14 protein-coding genes are annotated in these 18422 nt (G+C 65.9%); 3 read left to right on the forward strand and 11 right to left on the reverse strand.

Annotated features, from left to right (window positions below):
- Window positions 1-26: 26 nt before the first annotated feature.
- The 6 genes from ACVZTU_RS17170 to ACVZTU_RS17195 form a co-directional block, all read right to left on the reverse strand.
- Entirely contained in the window at window positions 27-1478 is a 1452-nt protein-coding gene (locus ACVZTU_RS17170; protein WP_139467454.1) for a dihydrolipoamide acetyltransferase family protein, read from the reverse strand.
- A gap of 18 nt (window positions 1479-1496) precedes the next feature.
- On the reverse strand, window positions 1497-2474 hold the full coding sequence (locus ACVZTU_RS17175) for an alpha-ketoacid dehydrogenase subunit beta (RefSeq protein ID WP_482400949.1): 978 nt from the start codon (window positions 2472-2474) through the stop codon (window positions 1497-1499).
- On the reverse strand, window positions 2474-3628 hold the full coding sequence (pdhA, locus tag ACVZTU_RS17180; protein ID WP_139467456.1) for a pyruvate dehydrogenase (acetyl-transferring) E1 component subunit alpha: 1155 nt from the start codon (window positions 3626-3628) through the stop codon (window positions 2474-2476). Before pdhA ends, ACVZTU_RS17175 begins: the two co-directional genes overlap by 1 nt.
- Window positions 3629-4094: 466 nt before the next feature.
- Window positions 4095-5612, reverse strand: coding sequence for a hypothetical protein (locus tag ACVZTU_RS17185; RefSeq protein WP_139467457.1), 1518 nt, complete (start codon window positions 5610-5612; stop codon window positions 4095-4097).
- 130 nt (window positions 5613-5742) lie between these two features.
- The gene (locus tag ACVZTU_RS17190) at window positions 5743-6474 is read right to left on the reverse strand and encodes a hypothetical protein (RefSeq protein ID WP_482400950.1); all 732 of its coding nucleotides are present in this window, start codon (window positions 6472-6474) and stop codon (window positions 5743-5745) included.
- A complete protein-coding gene (locus tag ACVZTU_RS17195) occupies window positions 6471-6716 on the reverse strand; it encodes a hypothetical protein (RefSeq protein ID WP_139909343.1) in 246 nt (81 codons plus the stop codon). The genes ACVZTU_RS17190 and ACVZTU_RS17195 overlap by 4 nt, the downstream gene beginning before the upstream one ends.
- Before the next feature lie 252 nt (window positions 6717-6968).
- On the opposite strand from ACVZTU_RS17195, the gene purB reads away from it, so the two are divergent.
- Complete coding sequence (purB, locus tag ACVZTU_RS17200) at window positions 6969-8402, forward strand: adenylosuccinate lyase (protein WP_482400951.1); 1434 nt, start codon at window positions 6969-6971, stop codon at window positions 8400-8402.
- Window positions 8403-8561: 159 nt separating this feature from the next.
- On the opposite strand, the gene ACVZTU_RS17205 is transcribed toward purB, so the two are convergent.
- Together ACVZTU_RS17205 and ACVZTU_RS17210 are read right to left on the reverse strand one after the other, a co-directional pair.
- Entirely contained in the window at window positions 8562-9380 is an 819-nt protein-coding gene (locus ACVZTU_RS17205) for a transcriptional regulator (RefSeq protein WP_458310403.1), read from the reverse strand.
- Between the two features lie 214 nt (window positions 9381-9594).
- Entirely contained in the window at window positions 9595-10974 is a 1380-nt protein-coding gene (locus tag ACVZTU_RS17210; protein ID WP_482400952.1) for an MFS transporter, read from the reverse strand.
- Between the two features lie 193 nt (window positions 10975-11167).
- Here ACVZTU_RS17210 and ACVZTU_RS17215 point away from each other — a divergent pair, with 193 nt between their 5' ends.
- Window positions 11168-12052, forward strand: a complete 885-nt coding sequence (locus tag ACVZTU_RS17215; RefSeq protein ID WP_482400953.1) for an alpha/beta hydrolase family protein — start codon at window positions 11168-11170, stop codon at window positions 12050-12052.
- Window positions 12053-12201: 149 nt separating this feature from the next.
- Here ACVZTU_RS17215 and ACVZTU_RS17220 read toward each other — a convergent pair whose 3' ends face one another.
- On the reverse strand, window positions 12202-13578 hold the full coding sequence (locus tag ACVZTU_RS17220) for a D-arabinono-1,4-lactone oxidase (protein ID WP_482401765.1): 1377 nt from the start codon (window positions 13576-13578) through the stop codon (window positions 12202-12204).
- A gap of 5 nt (window positions 13579-13583) precedes the next feature.
- Entirely contained in the window at window positions 13584-14783 is a 1200-nt protein-coding gene (locus ACVZTU_RS17225) for an amino acid deaminase/aldolase (protein ID WP_482400954.1), read from the reverse strand.
- Window positions 14784-14832: 49 nt separating this feature from the next.
- Between ACVZTU_RS17225 and ACVZTU_RS17230 the strand changes: the two genes are divergently transcribed.
- The gene (locus tag ACVZTU_RS17230) at window positions 14833-16434 is read left to right on the forward strand and encodes a succinic semialdehyde dehydrogenase (RefSeq protein WP_482400955.1); all 1602 of its coding nucleotides are present in this window, start codon (window positions 14833-14835) and stop codon (window positions 16432-16434) included.
- 21 nt (window positions 16435-16455) lie between these two features.
- Here the strand turns inward: ACVZTU_RS17230 and ACVZTU_RS17235 are convergent, their stop codons facing one another.
- The gene (locus ACVZTU_RS17235; protein ID WP_482400956.1) at window positions 16456-18393 is read right to left on the reverse strand and encodes a penicillin-binding transpeptidase domain-containing protein; all 1938 of its coding nucleotides are present in this window, start codon (window positions 18391-18393) and stop codon (window positions 16456-16458) included.
- Window positions 18394-18422 lie beyond the last annotated feature (29 nt).

Genomic DNA, 18422 nt, shown 5'->3' on the forward strand with positions numbered 1-18422 from the left:
GTCAGAAGCCGGCGCCCGGGCGAGAATCAGGCCAACATCAGAGTCGGGTCCTCCAGACCCCGGCCGACGTCGGCGAGGAACTTCGAGATGATCTCGCCGTCGACGACACGATGGTCGGCGCTGACCGACAGCGTGGTGATCTCGCGCGGAACGATCTCGTCGCCCACCACCCACGGCTTCTTCCGGACCTGTCCGAACGCGAGGATCGCGGCCTCACCAGGATTGATGATCGGCGTACCGGCATCGACTCCGAAGACACCGACATTCGTGATCGTGATCGTGCCCCCGGCCTGATCGGCCGGCGGCGTCTTGCCCGACCGCGCCAGAGCGGTGAGATCCTGAATGCCCTGCGCCAGTTCGCCCAGCCCCATGGCCTGCGCGTTCTTGATGTTCGGCACGATCAGTCCGCGCGGAGTGGCGGCCGCGATGCCGAGGTTGACGTACTTCTTCACGACGATCTCGTCGCCCTCGAGGCACGAGTTGATCCGCGGGTTGCGTCCCACGGCCCACGCCACTGCCTTGGCGACGATGAGCAGAGGCGAGACCTTGACGTCCTCGCCCAGGAACTTCGTCGACTTCAGCCGGCGGACCATCGCCATCGTCTCGGTGACGTCGACGTCGAGGAATTCGGTGACGTGCGGCATCGTGAATGCTGAATCGACCATGGCCTTCGCCATCATCTTCGTCACGCCCTTGAACGGGATCCGCTCTTCGAGCGCTCCCTGATCACTCGCCGAGGCGGCCGCCGGTGCCGTCGCACCCGACGTGGGAGCGGCGGTCTGGTTGGCGGCGGCGTGCACATCGTCGCGCGTGACGTCCCCGCGGGGCCCGGTCGGTGTCACCTGGGAGAGGTCGACGCCCAGATCCTTCGCGAGCTTCCGCACGGGCGGCTTCGCCAGCGGCTTGCTCGGTGACGCGGGAGCCGAAGCGGACTGCGACTGCGCTGCCGGAGCAGGTGCCGACGCCGACTGTGCCTGAGCCGCCGGAGCCGCGGCCGGTGCAGGCGCGGCCGCCTCCGCAGCCTGGGCAGCTGAGGCAACCGGGGCAGCCGACGCTGCGGGAGCGGCGGGAGCGGGGACGGAAGCGCCCTTCCGCGGACGCCGCTTCGACGACGTCTCCTTCGCTCCATAACCGACGAGAGTGGCTCCGCCGTCGGCATCACCGGAGGCATCGACCGACTTCTCAGCCGAACCGGAAGTCGGCGCATCAGCGGAGGCGGGGGCCGCCTCGGTGTTGGCATCATCTCCGCCGAACCGGATGATCGGGGTGCCGACCTCGATGGTCTGGCCCTCCTCGACAAGGAGCGCACCGACGGTGCCGGCCTGCGGACTGGGCAGCTCGACGAGCGATTTCGCGGTCTCGATCTCGACGAGAATCTGGTTGACGGTGACAGTGTCGCCGGGGGCGACCTTCCACGCGACGATGTCGGCCTCGGTCAGGCCCTCACCGACGTCGGGAAGAGGAAATTCGAATGACATTCTTGACTCTCCTCGAAATCAGTAGGACAGGGCCCGATCGACACCATCGAAGATGCGATCGAGGTCGGGCAGGTAGTGCTCTTCCATCCGCGAACCGGGGTACGGGGTGTGGTAGCCGCCGACCCGGATGACCGGGGCTTCGAGGTTGAAGAAGCAGCGTTCGGTGATGCGCGCGGCGATCTCCGAACCCGGCCCCAGGAAGGTTGGAGCCTCATGGGCGACGACCAGTCGGCCGGTCTTCGTCACGGACTTCTCGATCGCGGTGAAGTCGATCGGGTTGAGGCTGCGCAGGTCGATGAGTTCGACGCTCTTGCCTTCCTCGGCGGCCGCGGTGACCACGTCCTGCGCGGTCGGCACCAGCGGGCCGTAGGCGACGAGGGTGACGTCGGTGCCTTCGGACACGACGCGGGCGTCATGCATGCCCAGCTCGCCTCGGGCCGACGTGTCGACGTCCCCGCGCATCCAGTAGCGACGCTTGGGTTCGAAGAACATCACCGGATCCTCGCTCTTGATTGCGTCCTGGATCATCCAGTACGCGTCATGAGCGTTCGACGGGGATATGAGCCGCAGTCCCGCATGGTGGGCGAACACGGTCTCGGGGCTCTCCGAATGGTGCTCGGGTGAGCCGATGCCGCCGCCGTAGGGCACGCGGATGACCAACGGGATGTTCTCTTTGCCCAGGGTGCGGTTGTACAGCTTCGCCACCTGGGTGACGATCTGGTCATAGGCCGGGAAGATGAACGCGTCGAACTGGATCTCGATGACGGGACGGTAGCCGCGGATGGCCATGCCGATCGAGGTGCCGACGATGCCGGATTCGGCCAGCGGGGCATCGATGACACGCTGCGGACCGAAGTCCTTCTGCAGACCCTCGGTGACGCGGAAGACGCCGCCGAGTTTGCCGATGTCCTCGCCGATGAGGACGACCTTCGGGTCGTCCTCCATGGCCTTGCGCATTCCGGCGGTGATCGCCTTCGAGAGGGGAAGTTTCTCCATCAGGCCTCACCCGCATCGGCGAACGAGGCCTGGTATGCCAGGAATTCGGCACGTTCCTCGTCGACGAGGGAGTGGGGTTCCGCGGTGACATGGGCGAACATCTCGACGCCGTCGGGGTTCTCCATGGTCATGCAGTTGTGGCGGATGCGGGCGGCGAGGGTGTCGGCCTCGGCGTCCACCTCGGCGAAGAATTCGTCGCTGGTCTCGGTGTGCTTGCCCAGGTAGGCCTTGAGGCGGGTGATCGGGTCGCGGTCCTCCCAGATCTCCTCTTCGGCCTTGTCGCGGTACTTCGTCGGATCATCGGCCGTGGTGTGGGCGCCGCGACGATAGGTGAAGGCTTCGATGAGCATCGGGCCGTGGCCGGCGCGCACGGAGTCGAGGCTGGCGCGGGCCACGGAGTACATCGCGATGATGTCGTTGCCGTCGACGCGGATGCCGGGGACTCCGAATCCTTCGCCGCGGGTCGACAGCGGGGCTGCGGACTGGACGTGAGTGGGTTCGGAGATGGCCCACTGGTTGTTCTGGCAGAAGAACAGAACCGGGGCGTGGAAGGCTCCGGCGAAAGTCAGCGCCTCGGAGACGTCGCCCTGCGAGGTCGCACCATCGCCGAAGCAGGCGATGGAGACAGTGTCGCGTTCGATGTCGCCGGTGCCGACGTCGCCGTCCATGGAGATGCCCATGGCGTAGCCGGTGGCGTGCAGGGCCTGCGAGCCGATGACGATGGTGTAGGTGTGGAAGCGGTGCTCCTGCGGATCCCAGCCGCCGTGGTTCTGACCGCGGAAGATGCTGAGCAGGGTTTCGGGTTCGACACCGCGGGTGTAGGCGAGGCCGTGTTCGCGGTAGGTGGGGAAGACGAAGTCTTGGGGGCGAGCGGCCCGTCCCATGCCGATCTGGGCTGCTTCCTGTCCGAACAGAGGTGCCCACAGGCCCAACTGTCCCTGACGCTGCAGAGCAGCTCCTTCGGCGTCGATGCGGCGGACCAGGACCATATCCCGGTAGAAGCCGCGCAGATCCTCATCGGTGAGTTCTGCTGCGAAGGCATCGTACTCACCGGATTCGACGCGGTTTCCGTCTTCGGTGAGCATCTGGATCATTCTGGGCTCCGAGGACTGACTGTGGGCAGCGCCGGTTCCCACTGAAATGTTGGAGGTCATTTCAGTTCTCCTTTGTTCGAGGTCCATCTTCACCGGAGGTGACCAGTGGTGGACCGTGTCCGTCGGGCAGGCCCTCGGATGTGAGAACTCGCCCTCGAGTGATCTGATTCACAGGTGATATCACAATACCGAATCCACTCACTGCTTGCCACTCTCCCCATGCGGTTCGAGTATCAAAAGTGCAGGTCAGGAACAGACTATGGCCCGAGCTCGACACATGTGGCCGAGTTCCAAAGCGTTCCGTGGACAATTGTCGATCACGGCAGAGATGCTCCATCGTCCGACCAATGCACATCCGAGCACCGAGGCGGCCCTTCTTCGGGAGGTCGTGCGCGGGTTTCGCACGATCCCATCGCTCGCCGGGGCGGCCCATCTTCGGGAGATCGAGTGCAGGTCCCATGAGCTCCGTTGGTGCACCGGGGTGTCCCATCGTTTCGATGCCGAGTGCCGTTCCGCGAAACCGAGTTCAATGACGTCTGCGCTTGCCCTGGTAGTCGCGCGTCTTCCCGAGATCACCGGTGAAGAAGCCTGAGTTCTTCGAGGTGAAACGGTCGACTGCGGAATTCCCGCCCTTCAGCAGCAGTCCGATCGAGGCCGCATAGGCGACGGACGAGTGCGCTGCCCCGGCCGAGGCGAACATCGCATCGAGTTCGGCATCGGTCTTGTCCGCCAGTTCGGGGACCTTGCGCAGTTCGTCGGGGTCGTAGTCGACAGTGATCGTCGACCAGTTCTTCGTCGCCGGGTTCTCATTGCCGTCGAGATCGGGGACGAGGTCCTGTTCGTGCTCGATCGAAAGCACGTCGATTCCCGAATCGATGGCGAAATCGGAGACCGGAGCACCGACCGTCATCAGGGCAGTGACGTTGACATCGTCGAGGAACGCGGGGTCCGCGGCCAGAGAGCCTGCGGTGATTCCTCCCTGCGAATATCCGACGAGCATGACCTCGGCGCCGCGACCGATCCCGGCATCGGCGATCGCCTGGCGCACCATTTCGCGCATCACGGTGTCGTTGCCGGCCATGCCCTGCACGTTGGTCGTCAGGTCCGTCGTATTGTCACCCGACTTCGGAGACCAGTCGGTGGTGGCCGGGACGTAGACGATATAGCGGGTCGTCCCATCGGGTCCGACGACCTCCTCGATGCGGACCTGTCCGGAATCGGCTCCGCGGTGGCAGTTCGCTTCGCGGATGAAGAGGTCTTCGACGTCACGCGGCGGTTCTTTGTGCGGAGCAGTCAGGCCTTTCGCCCTCCACACCTCGACATCGGAGGGCAGCAGCAGTCCGAACGCGTTCGCACCTGCCAGGACCCAGATCGTCATCGACGTCGAGTCGTGCGGCCAGAACGCGTGATCACCTTCGGAGTCGAGGATGAACGGAGGCAGCCCGAAGAATCCGACGACGAAGCCCGGCAGCACATGCTCGATGACGGCCCCGGTGACGTCGGACTGTTCGAACGCGAACGTGATCAGCGCTTCCTTCGCTTTCGCCTTCGTCTTGCCCAGGTCGATGCCGAACTGCTTGGTGATGACATCGTCGAGTCCGGTGACGTCGAGGATCTTCGTGAGCACGACGACCTGAGCGCCGACGACGAGCGCAACGGGAATGATGACGGGCAGGCTGAGTGCGATGATGCGGCCGGTCGCGTACCCGAGAGCGTCGAGCAGTCCGCCGAAGACTTCGCTGATGCCCTTCTCCGCCTGCCGGTATGCGAAGGCAGCGGCACGAACGGCGAGCAGTGTCGCCTCGAGTTCGAGCACCGAGGCGGTCAGCTGGGCGTGGAACCGGATCCGGCAGGCATCGAGGTTGAGCGCCGTCACCGGAGCGGGGACCTGGGTGAGCAGGGTCGCGAGGTCGAAGTCTCCGACAGCGGCGTCGACGGACAGATCACCGACGTCGGCGATGACGGTCTGCAGTGCGTCTCCGCTGCCGTCGGCGCGTTCGTCGACGGTGATCCGACCGCCTCCGCGGGTCGTCGAGTCGATCATCGCGGGTCTCCTCTCATGCCCCGGTCGCTGCCGCCCTCATGCCCCGGTCTCTGCCGGTCGCTGGTGCCACGAGCCCACGGGGCCACGAACTCCCGGTCGTCAGCCGCTGCCGCCGTCAGTGCTGCCGCCGTCAACTCGGAGCTCCTGCCGTCAGCGTCCGCGTGAGCACGGCGCTCAGCAGCTTTCGCACCGCTGATTCGCCGGCGTCGACGTCATCGTCGACGGTGACGGAATCGCCGGCGCGCTCGATGACCGGCCGGAACCATGTCCCGCCCTCTCGGCGGAGGAATTCCAATCCTGTCGCACCCCGTCCGGACGCCCAGCTGAGCGTGAGCACACAGTCCTGGTCGACGAGCTCGGTGAGATCCTCGACGACGTGCCCGATCCGTCCCGGCTCGATCCGGCGCAGCAGCTGGTGCCGCGCGAAGTCTTCGAGCCCCTCCCCCTGCAACGCGAGGATCGCATGCGCGATCCCCGGCCCCAGGCACAGTGCCAGGTGGACGGTCTCGACTCCCGATGAAACGACGACGCTGATGCGCGTTCGCACCCGGTTGAGTTCGGAGGCGAAGCCGCGCAGCCATGCGGTGAGCACATCGAGGTCCCGTTTCGCGCCCCCACGGCCCTCGCCCATTCCCGAGGGTGCGGCGCCAGTCCCCGAACCTGCGGCCGCAGTCCCTGCGGTTGCATTGGATCTTTCCGCCTCCGCCGAGGCGGCTCGGGAGTCCCGGTCGACCCGGCGAGGGAGCAGATCGGGCGGCCAAAGACAACGCAGCCGTTCGGGCAGTCTGCTGATCCGGTCGAGGTCGACGACGATCCAACTGTCGATGCCGGCGCCCTCACGTTCGGCGGGGTGAGTGTTCACAGCTGGATCCGCCCGCCCACCGACACGACCTGCAGGTGGAGGTCATACGCCTCGGCGAGCTTCTCCGCCCTCTCGCCCAACTCGTCGATCGATTCTGCGCAAGAGGCCACTCGGTCATCGAGCAGCGCTCCCGCCGGGGAATCCCATCCGTCGATCTGGCGGCAGCTCTGCGCCAGGGAGTGCAGCACCTCCGCTCGCCGCCTCCACTGCTCACGATTGCGCTCCAATTCGTCAGTGATCATGACTCTGCCCTCCCGCCTGCCTGTTCGGCATCCGTGCCCGAATCACTCGACCGTAGGCGGCAGCGGCTCGAGCAGAGAAGCCTCGATTCCAAGGCTGGGGAAGAGGCTTGAGCATCCACAGGGCACAGGCGTCGAAGTCGCCACCGAATCCACAAGGGGCGATGCTCGAGTCTCGTGGTCCCGCCGGCGCCTGGCGATCGGTCGGCGCGGACGGGTGCCGCTCCGATTCGCCGCTCATGAGAAAATGAGGGCATGCCGACTGTTTCCCTTGCCGAAATCTCGCCCGCCATCGCTCTCGGACCGCTTGATGGTCGCTACCGCAAAGACACCGCTGACCTCGTCGATCATCTCTCCGAGGCGGCGCTCAACCGCAACCGCATCATCGTTGAGATCGAATGGTTCATCCATCTCGCACAGAACTCGGTGATCGAGGGCGTTCGCACCCTCACCCCCGATGAGGTCGACGGACTGCGTGCCTTCGCCGCCGACTTCGACGCCGACACCATCGCCACGCTGGCCGCTCATGAAGCCGTCACCGTTCATGACGTCAAGGCCGTCGAATACACAATCAAAGAAGCCCTAGTGACGATCGGCGCCGAGGACCTCGGCGAGCTCGTCCACTTCTGCTGCACGTCCGAAGACATCAACAACCTGTCCTGGGCGCTCGGCATCAAGGGTGCCACCGAACAGGTGTGGCTGCCGAGAGCGAAAGCCCTCATCGACGCTCTCGCCGAGTCCGCCGCGGAACTGGCCGAAGTTCCGATGCTCGCCCACACCCACGGTCAGCCGGCCACTCCGACGACGATGGGCAAGGAGCTCGCGGTCTTCATCCACCGCCTGCGTCGTCAGTACGAACGCATCGCCGCCACAGAGTTCCTCGGCAAGATCAACGGCGCCACGGGCACCTATTCGGCCCATCTGGCCGCTGTGCCGGGAGCGGATTGGCCGCAGATCGCCCGCACCTTCGTCGAAGACCGTCTCGGGCTGACCTTCAACTCGCTGACCACGCAGATCGAGTCCCACGACTGGAACTCCGAGCTGTTCGCCGATATCGCTCGGTTCAACCGGATCGCACACAACCTGGCCACCGATTTGTGGACCTACATCTCGATGAACTACTTCAAACAGATCCCCGTCGCCGGTGCGACCGGTTCGTCGACGATGCCGCACAAGGTCAACCCGATCCGCTTCGAGAACGCCGAAGCGAACCTCGAACTCTCCTGCGCCCTGCTCGATTCCCTCGGCTCGACGCTGATCACCTCGCGGATGCAGCGCGACCTCACCGACTCGACCTCGCAGCGCAATATCGGCGTCGCTTACGGCCACTCGGTCCTCGCGCTCAACAACCTGGTCAAGGGCCTCGGTGCGCTCGCCATCAACGAGGAGGCTCTGGCCGCCGACCTCGACGGCAACTGGGAGGTCCTCGGTGAAGCCGTCCAGTCGGTCATGCGTGCCGCCGGACTGCAGGGCGTGCCGGGAATGGACAACCCGTACGAAACGCTCAAGGAACTCACTCGCGGCAAGCGCATCAACCAAGCTGATCTGCAGACGTTCGTCGACGGTCTCGGACTGCCCGAGGAGCGTGCCGAACTGCTCAAGGCCCTCACGCCCGCCACCTACACCGGTGTCGCGGCTCAGCTCGCCGAGTCCGAGGTCTCGGACTGGAAGGCCTTCAGCGAAGGCTGATCTCAGGGCCTGACAACGCCTCGAGGCCGGTCTCCGAATTCGGAGACCGGCCTCGATGTGCATTTCCCTGGTCGGCCGACGCCGCCCTGACTCAGGCTTGGCGGGTCGCAGCCACATGACTCACGGTTCGCAGCCGCCCTCGCGAGTCAGCCTCGAGAGTCAGACGGAGGGGATGTCGAAGGTCGTCGTGAACTCCGGGACCTTCTCGTCGGTTCCCAGCACCTTGCCGGGTCCGCGTTCATAGCGGATCGTGTAGGCGTCCTGCTTCTCGTTCGGAACATAGGCGAGCCAGCCCTGGTGGGTTCCGCCGTCTCGGCGTCTGACGTCTTCGAAGGGCTCGTAGCCAGCAGCTCGCATTTCGGCTTCGAGGCCGTCGGTCTGGTCGTATCGGTAGTCCGCCCCGCCGTCTTCGGAGATCTTGAATGCTCCGGACTGGATGAGTCCGCTGTATTTCTGCCCTGGGGTGATCTTGACTTCGAGGAGGACTACTTCGCCCCCGAGTTCGATCGCCGATGCCCTCTTGGACGACTCGAAGTTCCGCACCGCAGAGAGCACCTCGATCTTGTCCTGCATCTCCGGATCCTCGAAGCTTTCGCCGATGCTGACCTGCCCCTGGCTGCCGGACGACGCTCCCGAGTCCGAACCGGCGGACCCGTCAGAAGACGAGGCCGACGAGGAGCCCGAGGTCGACTGATCGGAACTCGCGTCCTGACCGCCGGTCTGGTCCTGTCCGGCCTGTTCCTGGCCGTTCTGGTCGGCACTCGACTCCTGACCGTTCTGGTCGCCCTGACCCTGAGCGTTCTGATCCTGGCCGTTCTGATCCTGGTCGCCCTGATCCTGAGCGTCGGCATTCGACTGCTCTCCGGTCTGGCCCTGTTCGGGCTGGACGGCCTGGCTGATGAGCGAGCAGCCCGAGAAGGCGAGTGTGCAGCTGAGCAGGGCCGCAGCGGTGAAGGTGGCACGCTTCATGCGTTTCATGATGACTCCTTAATCGGTCTCTCACACCCGGGAGTCGTTCGCCCGAATGCGTGTTCTGAAACCAACCTATGAGTTCATCGAGCGCGAGATGTGCGCAGAGTGTGGCAGAACGGCAACGTCTGTCACCGATCCGCCGCAGCCCCCGAAGAGTCTCACTCCGCGAGGCGTCGGTGTGCCGCTTTGAGCGGGTCGCGCGAATTCCCCGGCCACGCGCTCAAGCAGGGACGAGATGCTTGTCCGCGTCCACCTCGGCGAGGGTCTTCTTGCCCATGCTGCGAGCGAGGAACAGGGTGGGAACGCCAGCGACGACGATGACGACGGTGGCGTAGATCGCCGGCGCCAGGTTGATGCCCGTCGACGACATGAGTGCCGTGGCGATGAGCGGCGAGAGACCGCCGAAGAGGACGGTGGCGACGTTGTAGCCGATCGCCATGCCGGAGAAACGGCTCGTGCCGGTGAACTGCTCGGGCACCATAGCGGCGGCCACCGCGCTCCACCCGGCGGCGGGAATTGCGAGGAACGCAACACCGAAGACCGCCCCACTCGAGGAGCTGCCGCCCAGCAGAGCGTATGCGGGAATGATCGTGAACACGAAGACAGCCATGAGAACGGCCAGGGCGGGTTTGCGCCCGAACCTGTCGGAGGCCAGGCCGAAGAACGGAGTGACGACGATGGCGACGACGGCCGCGACCGTGCCCAGGGCCAGGGAGCCGGAGTTCGGAACCTTCGCCACCTCTTCGATGTACGTGGGCACATAGGTGATGTTGAGGAAGTAGCTGACCGAGCCGATCGAGGAGATGAGGAAGGCCACGAGGATCGCCCGCGGCTGTTCGAGGATCGCAGTGATGAGCGGGGAGCGCTCGAGGGCCGTGTCCTTCGTGCCCTTCTTCTCCTTCTCTGCCTGCTGCAGCCGTTTGAAGGTCTCGGTCTCCTCCATCATCGACCGCAGCGGAACCATGAGGATGGCGAGCACAGCACCGAGGACGAACAGCAGCCGCCAACCCCAGGAGTCCATTGCCTCGGGGCTGAGCGTATTCGCCAGCAGCGCACCGGACCCCACCGCCAAGAGGGCGCCGACCTCGCTGTTGGCCGCAGCCCAGCTGGCCGCCAATCCGCGCTTTCCCGGTCCCGCCGATTCCATGAGGAAGACCATGATTCCCGTGTATTCCGCGCCGACGGAGAATCCGGACAGGCAGCGCAGGGCGACCATGAGCACGCCTGCCCAGATGCCGATCGTGTCGTAGTTCGGGATCACCGCGATCCCGAGCATGGAGATCGCCATGAGGACCGCGGAGATGATGAGCGTCGATCGTCGCCCGATCCGATCACCGAGGTGGCCGAAGACCATCGCGCCCAAGGGCCGGAAGAGGAATCCCGCCGCGCCGACCCCGAGGGTCAGCAGCAGGGAATCCGTCTGATCGCCGAAGAACTCCTTGGTCAGGGTCGTGGCGACATAGAAGAAGATCGAGAAGTCGTACCATTCGACGACGGTGCCGAATGCGGCGACGAACATCGACCTGCGCCGGCCTCTCTCCCGCTCGCGGCTGGTCGCCTGAGTGGGTGATGCGGGATGGTTCCGATCCGACGCGGTCATTCCCCGAGCGTACCAGCACGCTCGGACATGGGAACCCGCAAAGGACTTCGGCGAAATACTGCCGAGGATTACGGCGGGGACGGGCCGGAGGCTGCAGCGGGAGGGCGCCGAACACGCCGGCACGGAGGGCAACGACCAAAATTATATTACCGACTAGTAGCATCCTGGCGTCGTGGTGATTACGCTGAAGGATATGGACTCACTTCTCAAACAGGACGTACGCATCCCGGTGCCGAGCCGGTACGGATCCAACGACCTCGAGGGACATCTCTTCCTCCCCACGGCCGACCCCCGTGCGGTGCTGACGATCCACCCGGCGACCGCGACTCCGGAACGCTTCTACTTCTCCTTCGCCGAGGCGGCCACCGCGAGAGGGTTCGCCGTGATCACCTACGGCTTCCGCGGCGTCGGCGATCGAACGGAAGCTCGCGCACATCGGCACATCCGCATGCGCGACTGGATCTCCGAAGATGTGGCGGCAGCGGGCGCCTGGGCGGAGGAGAGATTTACTGATCTGCCGCATACGGCGTTGGGCCACAGCGTCGGCGGGCACGCTCTGCTCCTGGGATACGGCGGTCAGCGCCTGAGTGGAATCGCCACGGTCGCCACAGCGATGGTGGCGGCGCGCCAAATCGCACCCCGCAGCGAGCGATTTCGGGTGGAAGTCGGCCTCGGGGTCTTCGGCAGAGCGATCACTCGGGTGTTCGGGTACATGCCAGGCAGCCGAGTGGGACTCGGTGAGGACATTCCCGCTGCCGCTCTCTACGAGTGGACGAAATGGCTGCGCCGCCCCCACTTCTTCTTCGACGACCCGAGCTTCGATGCCGAGGCACGAGCCTCCCGACTGCGCACACCTGTGCTCGCCATCGGCACCTCAGACGATCCTTGGGCGACGCAGGCGTTCATCGATGCGATCACCGACCGGCTGCGACTGGCCCCGGTGACTCGTCGTACCTTCGCCCCGGAGGAGCTCGGAGTGAAGAGCATCGGACATCACGGCCTCATGCGCAGATCGACCGCCGAGGCCGCCTGGCCGGAGATCCTCGACTGGCTCGACGCGCGAGCAGCCGAAGAATAGGTCACTACCGGAGATTCTCCGCGCCCAGAAGTATCCGATTGCGACCACTTTCCGGTCGCCAGTATCCGTTTGCGACCACTTCTCGGCTGACCGGCCCTCAACTGCGGGCGACGCCGAACACTCTCAGCCGCGGGTGACGTCGACGGACCTCAGCGCCGCGTGACGCCGAACAGCGAGTCGGTGAAGCGATTGCCGAACATGGCCTCCGGATCCAGTCGAGCCCGCAGATCGCAGAAGTCCGCGAATCGCGGATAGAGCTCGTGCAGGTCAGCAGCGGTACGAGTGTGGATCTTGCCCCAGTGCGGTCGGCCGCCGTGCCGGCACAGGATCTCCTCGACGACGCGGAAGTACTCGGCGAAGTCCTCTTTGATGAAGCGGTGGACGGCGATGTACATCGTCTCCCGCCCCGATGCCGTCGACAGCGGCACATCATCGGCGGCGGCGCACCGAACCTCGACGGGGAATGAGATCGCCCACCCCTTGGCCTCGATGACGTCTCTGATCTCCCGAATCGCCTCGGACCCGGAGTCGAAGGGCAGCGCGTATTCCATCTCGTTGAACCGCACCCGCCGTGGGGTGACGAACACATCGTGACCCGGCGCCCGGTACGTCCGGTCTGCCACGACGGACTGAGCGATCCGATTGATCGAGGGCACCACGGCCGGGACCTTGGCACCGAGCTCGACGGCCAGCCGCAGCGCCCCGTTCTCCACCACCTCTTTGTCGAGGAGGTTGAGCCACCGGTTGCGCCCCCCCGCCTCGGCGAGGTGACCCGGCCCGGCCTGCCCAGGCTCGACCCGGGTGTTCGTCTTCGTCAGCACCGAATCGGTGTGCGGGAACCAGTAGAACTCGAAATGGTCTGCCCCGCGCATCCGCTCGGTGAGCCCATCGAGGAGCTCGTCGAATCCGGCGACCTTCTCCTCGGCGATGAGGTCGAAGGCAGGCACGCACTGGAGTTCGACCTCGGTGATGACTCCGAGGACGCCGAGGCTGACCCGTGCGAGGTCGAAGATCTCCGGTTCCGCCTCGGCCGACAGCTCCCGTACTTCGCCGTCGGGGCCCATGAGGCTCAGTCCGGTGACGGTCCCGGCGAACCCGGTGAACCCGATCCCGGTGCCGTGTGTGCTCGTCGAGATCGCACCGGCAAGGGCTTGCGGATTGACGTCACCCTGGTTCTCCAGGGCCAGGCCGAAGGGTGCGAGGAGGGCGGGAATGTCCCGCAGTCGGGTGCCGGCGTGGAAGCGGACCCGGTCGGCCGCCTCGTCGACGGCGACGATCCCCGACAGTCCGTCGAGGCTGACCATGACGTCATCGCCGGCGGCCACGGGAGTGAACGAATGCCCGGCCCCGACGACCCGCAGACGGTCCCCGGCCGCTGCAGCGGCCGTGACGATTCCCGATAGCTCTTCCGCCGAGGCGGGGCTCGAGAATGTGTGCGGATGTGCGTGGACGTGCCCGGCCCAGTTCCGGAACGCTCGTCGCTGCGCGGTCCGAGCGCGCGCTTGAGTGCTTCGGCCTCTGTTCATCGTGCTCACAGCACCAGTCCCTCTCCCCTGTATGTCGACCAGGTGTCGATGATCGTCGATCCCGAGACGACGAGGAATTCGTTGAAATGTTCGGCCAGTTCGCCTGCTTTCGCATGCCTGAACCACACGAGATCCCCGATGCGCAGCGATTCCGTGCCGGGCCCGGTCAGCGGAGTCTGCACCTCGCCGGGACCCTCGAGACCGGAGTACTCGAGGCCCGGCGGCCAGGCGATGGTCGGCAGCCGGTCGGAACCAGGAACCCCCGACGCGATGAATCCGCCTTTGAAGACCGTCACCCAGCCAGGGCCGGGTCTGCGCACGACGGGCGTGACGAAGTACGCGGCCGGCCGATGCCGAAAGTGCGTATAGCCGTCGAAGAGTCCCGGGGAGAAGAGGCCGGATCCGGCGGCGAGTTCGGTCAGAGTGCCCTCGACGGAGCTGGATTCGAACGAACCGGTCCCGCCGCCGTTGACGAATTCGAGGTCGGCAACCTCGCGGACTGCGGCGATGACGGCTGCTCGCCGTTCGGCGAGTTCGGTGATCGAGGCCTTCTGCATGGCGCGCACGATCGCCTGCCGCGCCGAGCGTCCGGCATCGGCGGTGCCGGCGATCTGCCCCTCGTAGAACATCATCCCGACGAGGTCGAAACCGGGCCGCGCCGCGACCTGCCGGGCAAGCGCGATGGCCGCTCGCCCGTCACGGATCGGCGAGCGCCTGGCCCCGATATGGACGCGGTCGCCCAACCAGGATTCGGCCGGTCGATAGGAGGAGTCGACGTCGATGCACACCCGCACCGAGGCGGCTCCCGCCTCGGTGAGGTTCTCTCGGACGTCGTCGATGATGTCGAGGTGGTCCACGGAATCGATCATCAGGGTGATGTTCGTGCACGCTCCCGACTCGGCGAACATCCGACTCAGGGAAGCTCGGTCGAGGCTGGGATAGCCGATCACGATATCGCGGATGCCGCGGACGTGGAGGAACAGCGCCTCGGGGACGGAATAGGCGAGCACCCCGGAAAATGCGGGATGGGCGAGCGCCCGGTCGATGGCGGCGGGCACGCGCAGGGACTTCGTGGCCAGGCGGATCGGCAGTCCGCGAGCCCGTTCGGCAAGGGCGTCGAGGTTCGCGTCGAAGGCGTCGAGATCGAGGACGGCGGTGGGTGCGCCGGTCCCCTTCAGCGCCCTCCGCAGATCACTCGAAACCATATTCGGTAGTCTAGCCTGCGATGACCTACGTCACAGAAAGAGGAAGCCGATGAGTACAAAGACCACCGCACGCACCTCCGAAGCAGACGCTGCCGGGACCCCTTCCGCGCATGTCACCGCGGCGCTGCGGGACTTCCTCGACACCGATCCGTACGCTGACGCCTCCGGCTCGGGCGAGGTGGTGCGCGGAGTCGAGCCGTTCACCGGCCAGGAGGTCGACAGGTTCGCCCGGAACACTCCCGAAGATATCGAGGCTGCCTACGCCACCGCGCGCATTGCCGGCGAAGCATGGGCCGCTCAGTCGGTCGAGCACCGAGCGAAGGTGCTCACCCGACTGCATTCCGCACTGGTCCGCAATGAGGATCTGCTCCTCGACATCATCCAGTACGAGACCGGCAAGGCCCGCATCCACGCCTATGACGAGATCCTCGATACCTTCAATGTGCTCCGCCACTACGGGGTGATGGCCGCCCGCTATCTGCGCCCCGAACGACGGCGCGGAGCCATCCCCGTGCTCACCCGCACCGAGGTCACCCGCACCCCACTGGGCGTGATCGGCTTCATCACACCATGGAACTACCCGCTGACCCTGGGGGCGACCGACCTGTTCGCCGCCCTGACCGCCGGCAATGCCGTCGTCCACAAACCCGACTCGACGACGACGCTGACCTCGGTGTTCATGCGCAGGCTGGCGATCGCCGCCGGCCTGCCCGCCGAGGTCTGGCAGCTCGTGCCCGGGCCCTCCGCCGAGGTCGGACCCGCGCTCATGGCCGGCGCCGACGGAATCTCGTTCACCGGGTCGACGGCCGCTGGGCGGTCGATCGCCGCCGAGGCGGGTCAGCGTCTGCTCCCCGCCGCACTCGAGCTCGGAGGCAAGAATCCCCTGATCGTGGCCGCCGATGCGGATCTGGAGAAGGCCGTCGAGGGTGCTGTGCGCGGATCGTTCTCGTCGGCCGGGCAGCTGTGCATCTCCATCGAGCGCATCTACGTCCACGAGGACCTCTATGAGACCTTCTGCGCCCATTTCGCCGAGGCGGCCCGTGCCTACCGTCTCAGCGCCGCGTTCGAGTACGGCCCGGACATGGGCACCTTGGCGGGACCGAAGCAGCTCGAGACGATCACCAACCATGTCGAGCAGGCGCGCAGCGCCGGTGCCACGGTTCTCGCCGGAGGACACCCGGTGCCCGATCTCGGCCCCTACTTCTACGCCCCGACCGTGCTCACGGATGTTCCTCCTGAGGCGGAGCTGCATCGCGAGGAGACCTTCGGTCCCGTCGTCTCCGTCTATTCGGTGCCGTCGGATGCCGCGGCGATCGCTGCGGCCAATGACAGCGACTACGGACTCTCGGCATCGGTGTACTCACGCTCCCACGGGCGTGAGATCGCGCGGCAGGTCGAGGCCGGAATGGTCAACATCAACGAGGTCTACCCGGCCAGCTGGGGATCCATCGACGCACCAGCCGGCGGAGTCAAGGCCTCGGGAATGGGCCACCGGCACGGCCCTGAGGGCCTCTTTCAGTTCATGCACTCGCACACGATCGCGCAGCAGCGCCTCCACCCGATCGCACCGGCCGGCCCCCTCGACCAGGCGAAGTTCGCGAAGGCCATGACCGGGGCGCTGCAGGCCATGCGGTCCCTGCGCATGAAGTAGACCGGCGAATATAGGTGGGGGTCAGTTGACGTTGTCGAAGAATTCGTGCGCCACCGGCACGGCCGCCTCGGCGCCGAATCCGCCGTCTTCGACGAGCACGGCCACGGCCAGGTCGCCCTGGAATCCGGCGAACCACGAATGGGTGCGCGGCGGGGAGTCATTGCCGTATTCGGCTGTTCCGGTTTTGCCGTGGACGGGATCGCCGGGAACGTCCTTGAGATCGGTGGCGGTGCCCTCGGTGACGACCGCTCGCATCATCTTCGAGATCTCCTTCGCCGCTTGGCCATCAAGGGCCGGAGGATCGTCAGCCCCTTCCGCACCCGACTCGTCGACGCCGGCATCGTCGAGGGCATCACCGAGCACGAGCTGCGGGTCCACGGTCTCCCCGGCCTGCACCGAGGCGGCCATCGTCGCCACGGACAGCGGGCTCGCCTGCACCTTGCCCTGACCGATCATCTGCGCAGCATGCGTGACCTCGTCGTCGTCGGCCGGCACCGAGGCGGTCTTCGCTCCGATGCCCAATGTCGCAGCCGTCATGCCCAGCTGCTCGGCTGCTGCGGTCAGGTCGTCGCCGGTGACCTCGTCCCCGGAGGAGACGAAAGCGGTGTTGCACGAGTGTGCGAAGTCGCTGGCGAAGCTGACGTCGCCGAGCACTTCATCTTCGGCGTTCTTGAACCTCTTGCCACCGACCGTCGCTGTCTGCGGGCAGTCGATCGTGTCGTCCGGCTTCACTCCGGATTCGAGGAGCGCGAGGCCCGAAGCGATCTTGAACACCGAGCCGGGAGCGTACTGGCCGCTCAGCGCTCGGTCCCAGGCCGCTCCTTCCGGGTCGTGGTTGGCCACGGCGAGGACGTGACCGTCGCTCGGTCGGATGGCGACGAGAGCTGTCGGTTTCCTGCCGGTCGCAGCCGCCTTGTCCGCGGCTTCTTGGATCCGCACATCGAGGGTGGTCTCGAGATTCTCGCCGTCTTCGGCTGTGAAGGCATGGAGACTCGTCAGCTTCGTCGTTCCGCCCGTGTCATCGCTCGCATCGCCTTTCGCGAAGACTTCGACGCCGCCGGGTCCGCTCAGCCGATTGTTGAATGTCTTCTGCAGACCCGTGCGGCCGATGATCTCGCCGGGGATGATCGTGGCCTGGGATTTCTCGATGTCGTCGGCGCTGGCCTGCCCCACGGAACCGAGGGTGGCCTGGGCGAACCCGCGGGACCGGGTCAGGGTCTGGGTATCCTCGGTGAACAGCACTCCCGGCAGATCGTGGATGGCGTCCTTGACCGACTTGTAGTCGCCTTCGCGCAGCGTCACGACGGGGACGAGCTGGTTGCCTTCGGCGTCATCGACGGACTTCTCGAGATCATCGGCGTCGAGGTCGAGGGAGTCGACACCGTCGTTGAGTCCGCTGACGAGTCGGCCGATGGTGTCGGGTTCGAGTCGATTCGGGTGGACGCCGATGTCGACGACCTTCTCCTCCTCCATGAGCACTTCATCATCGGCACCGAGGATGTTCCCCCTCCTTCCCTGGTTCGCGCGCAGTTCGAAGCGACCGCCCTTGCCGAGCTTCGGGTGGATGGCCTTCTCCGTGAGATCCGCCCACCAGAAGAGCCCGTTCTTCTCCAGGGGCAGCTGCGAACTGTACTCCCAGGACTCTCCGTCGTTGTTCGCCCACGTCCAATCGAGTGTGGCCAGGGTCCGACCGTCGGCCTCGGTGATGTCGTCGACGGTGACCGACCGCAGGTCGACCTTCGTGCCCAATGCCTTCGTGACGCGGTCGAACAGGCCCTGGGCGAGGTCCTTCTCATGCCAGATGTCCGAGCTCAGCTGCTCTTCGGCGAGGTCGTGGGCGGCCGCCTCGGCGGCGGAGGACTTCGTCATCGGCAGCCGGAAGAGAGCGAAGACTCCGGCTCCGGCGAGCAGCACGAGGACGAAGGCGACGGCCAGCCAGACCCGGGACTTCTTCGACATGGAACCATCCTCTACCGGGGTTCGCCCGA

The organism is Brevibacterium sp. OS20 (assembly GCF_056837565.1).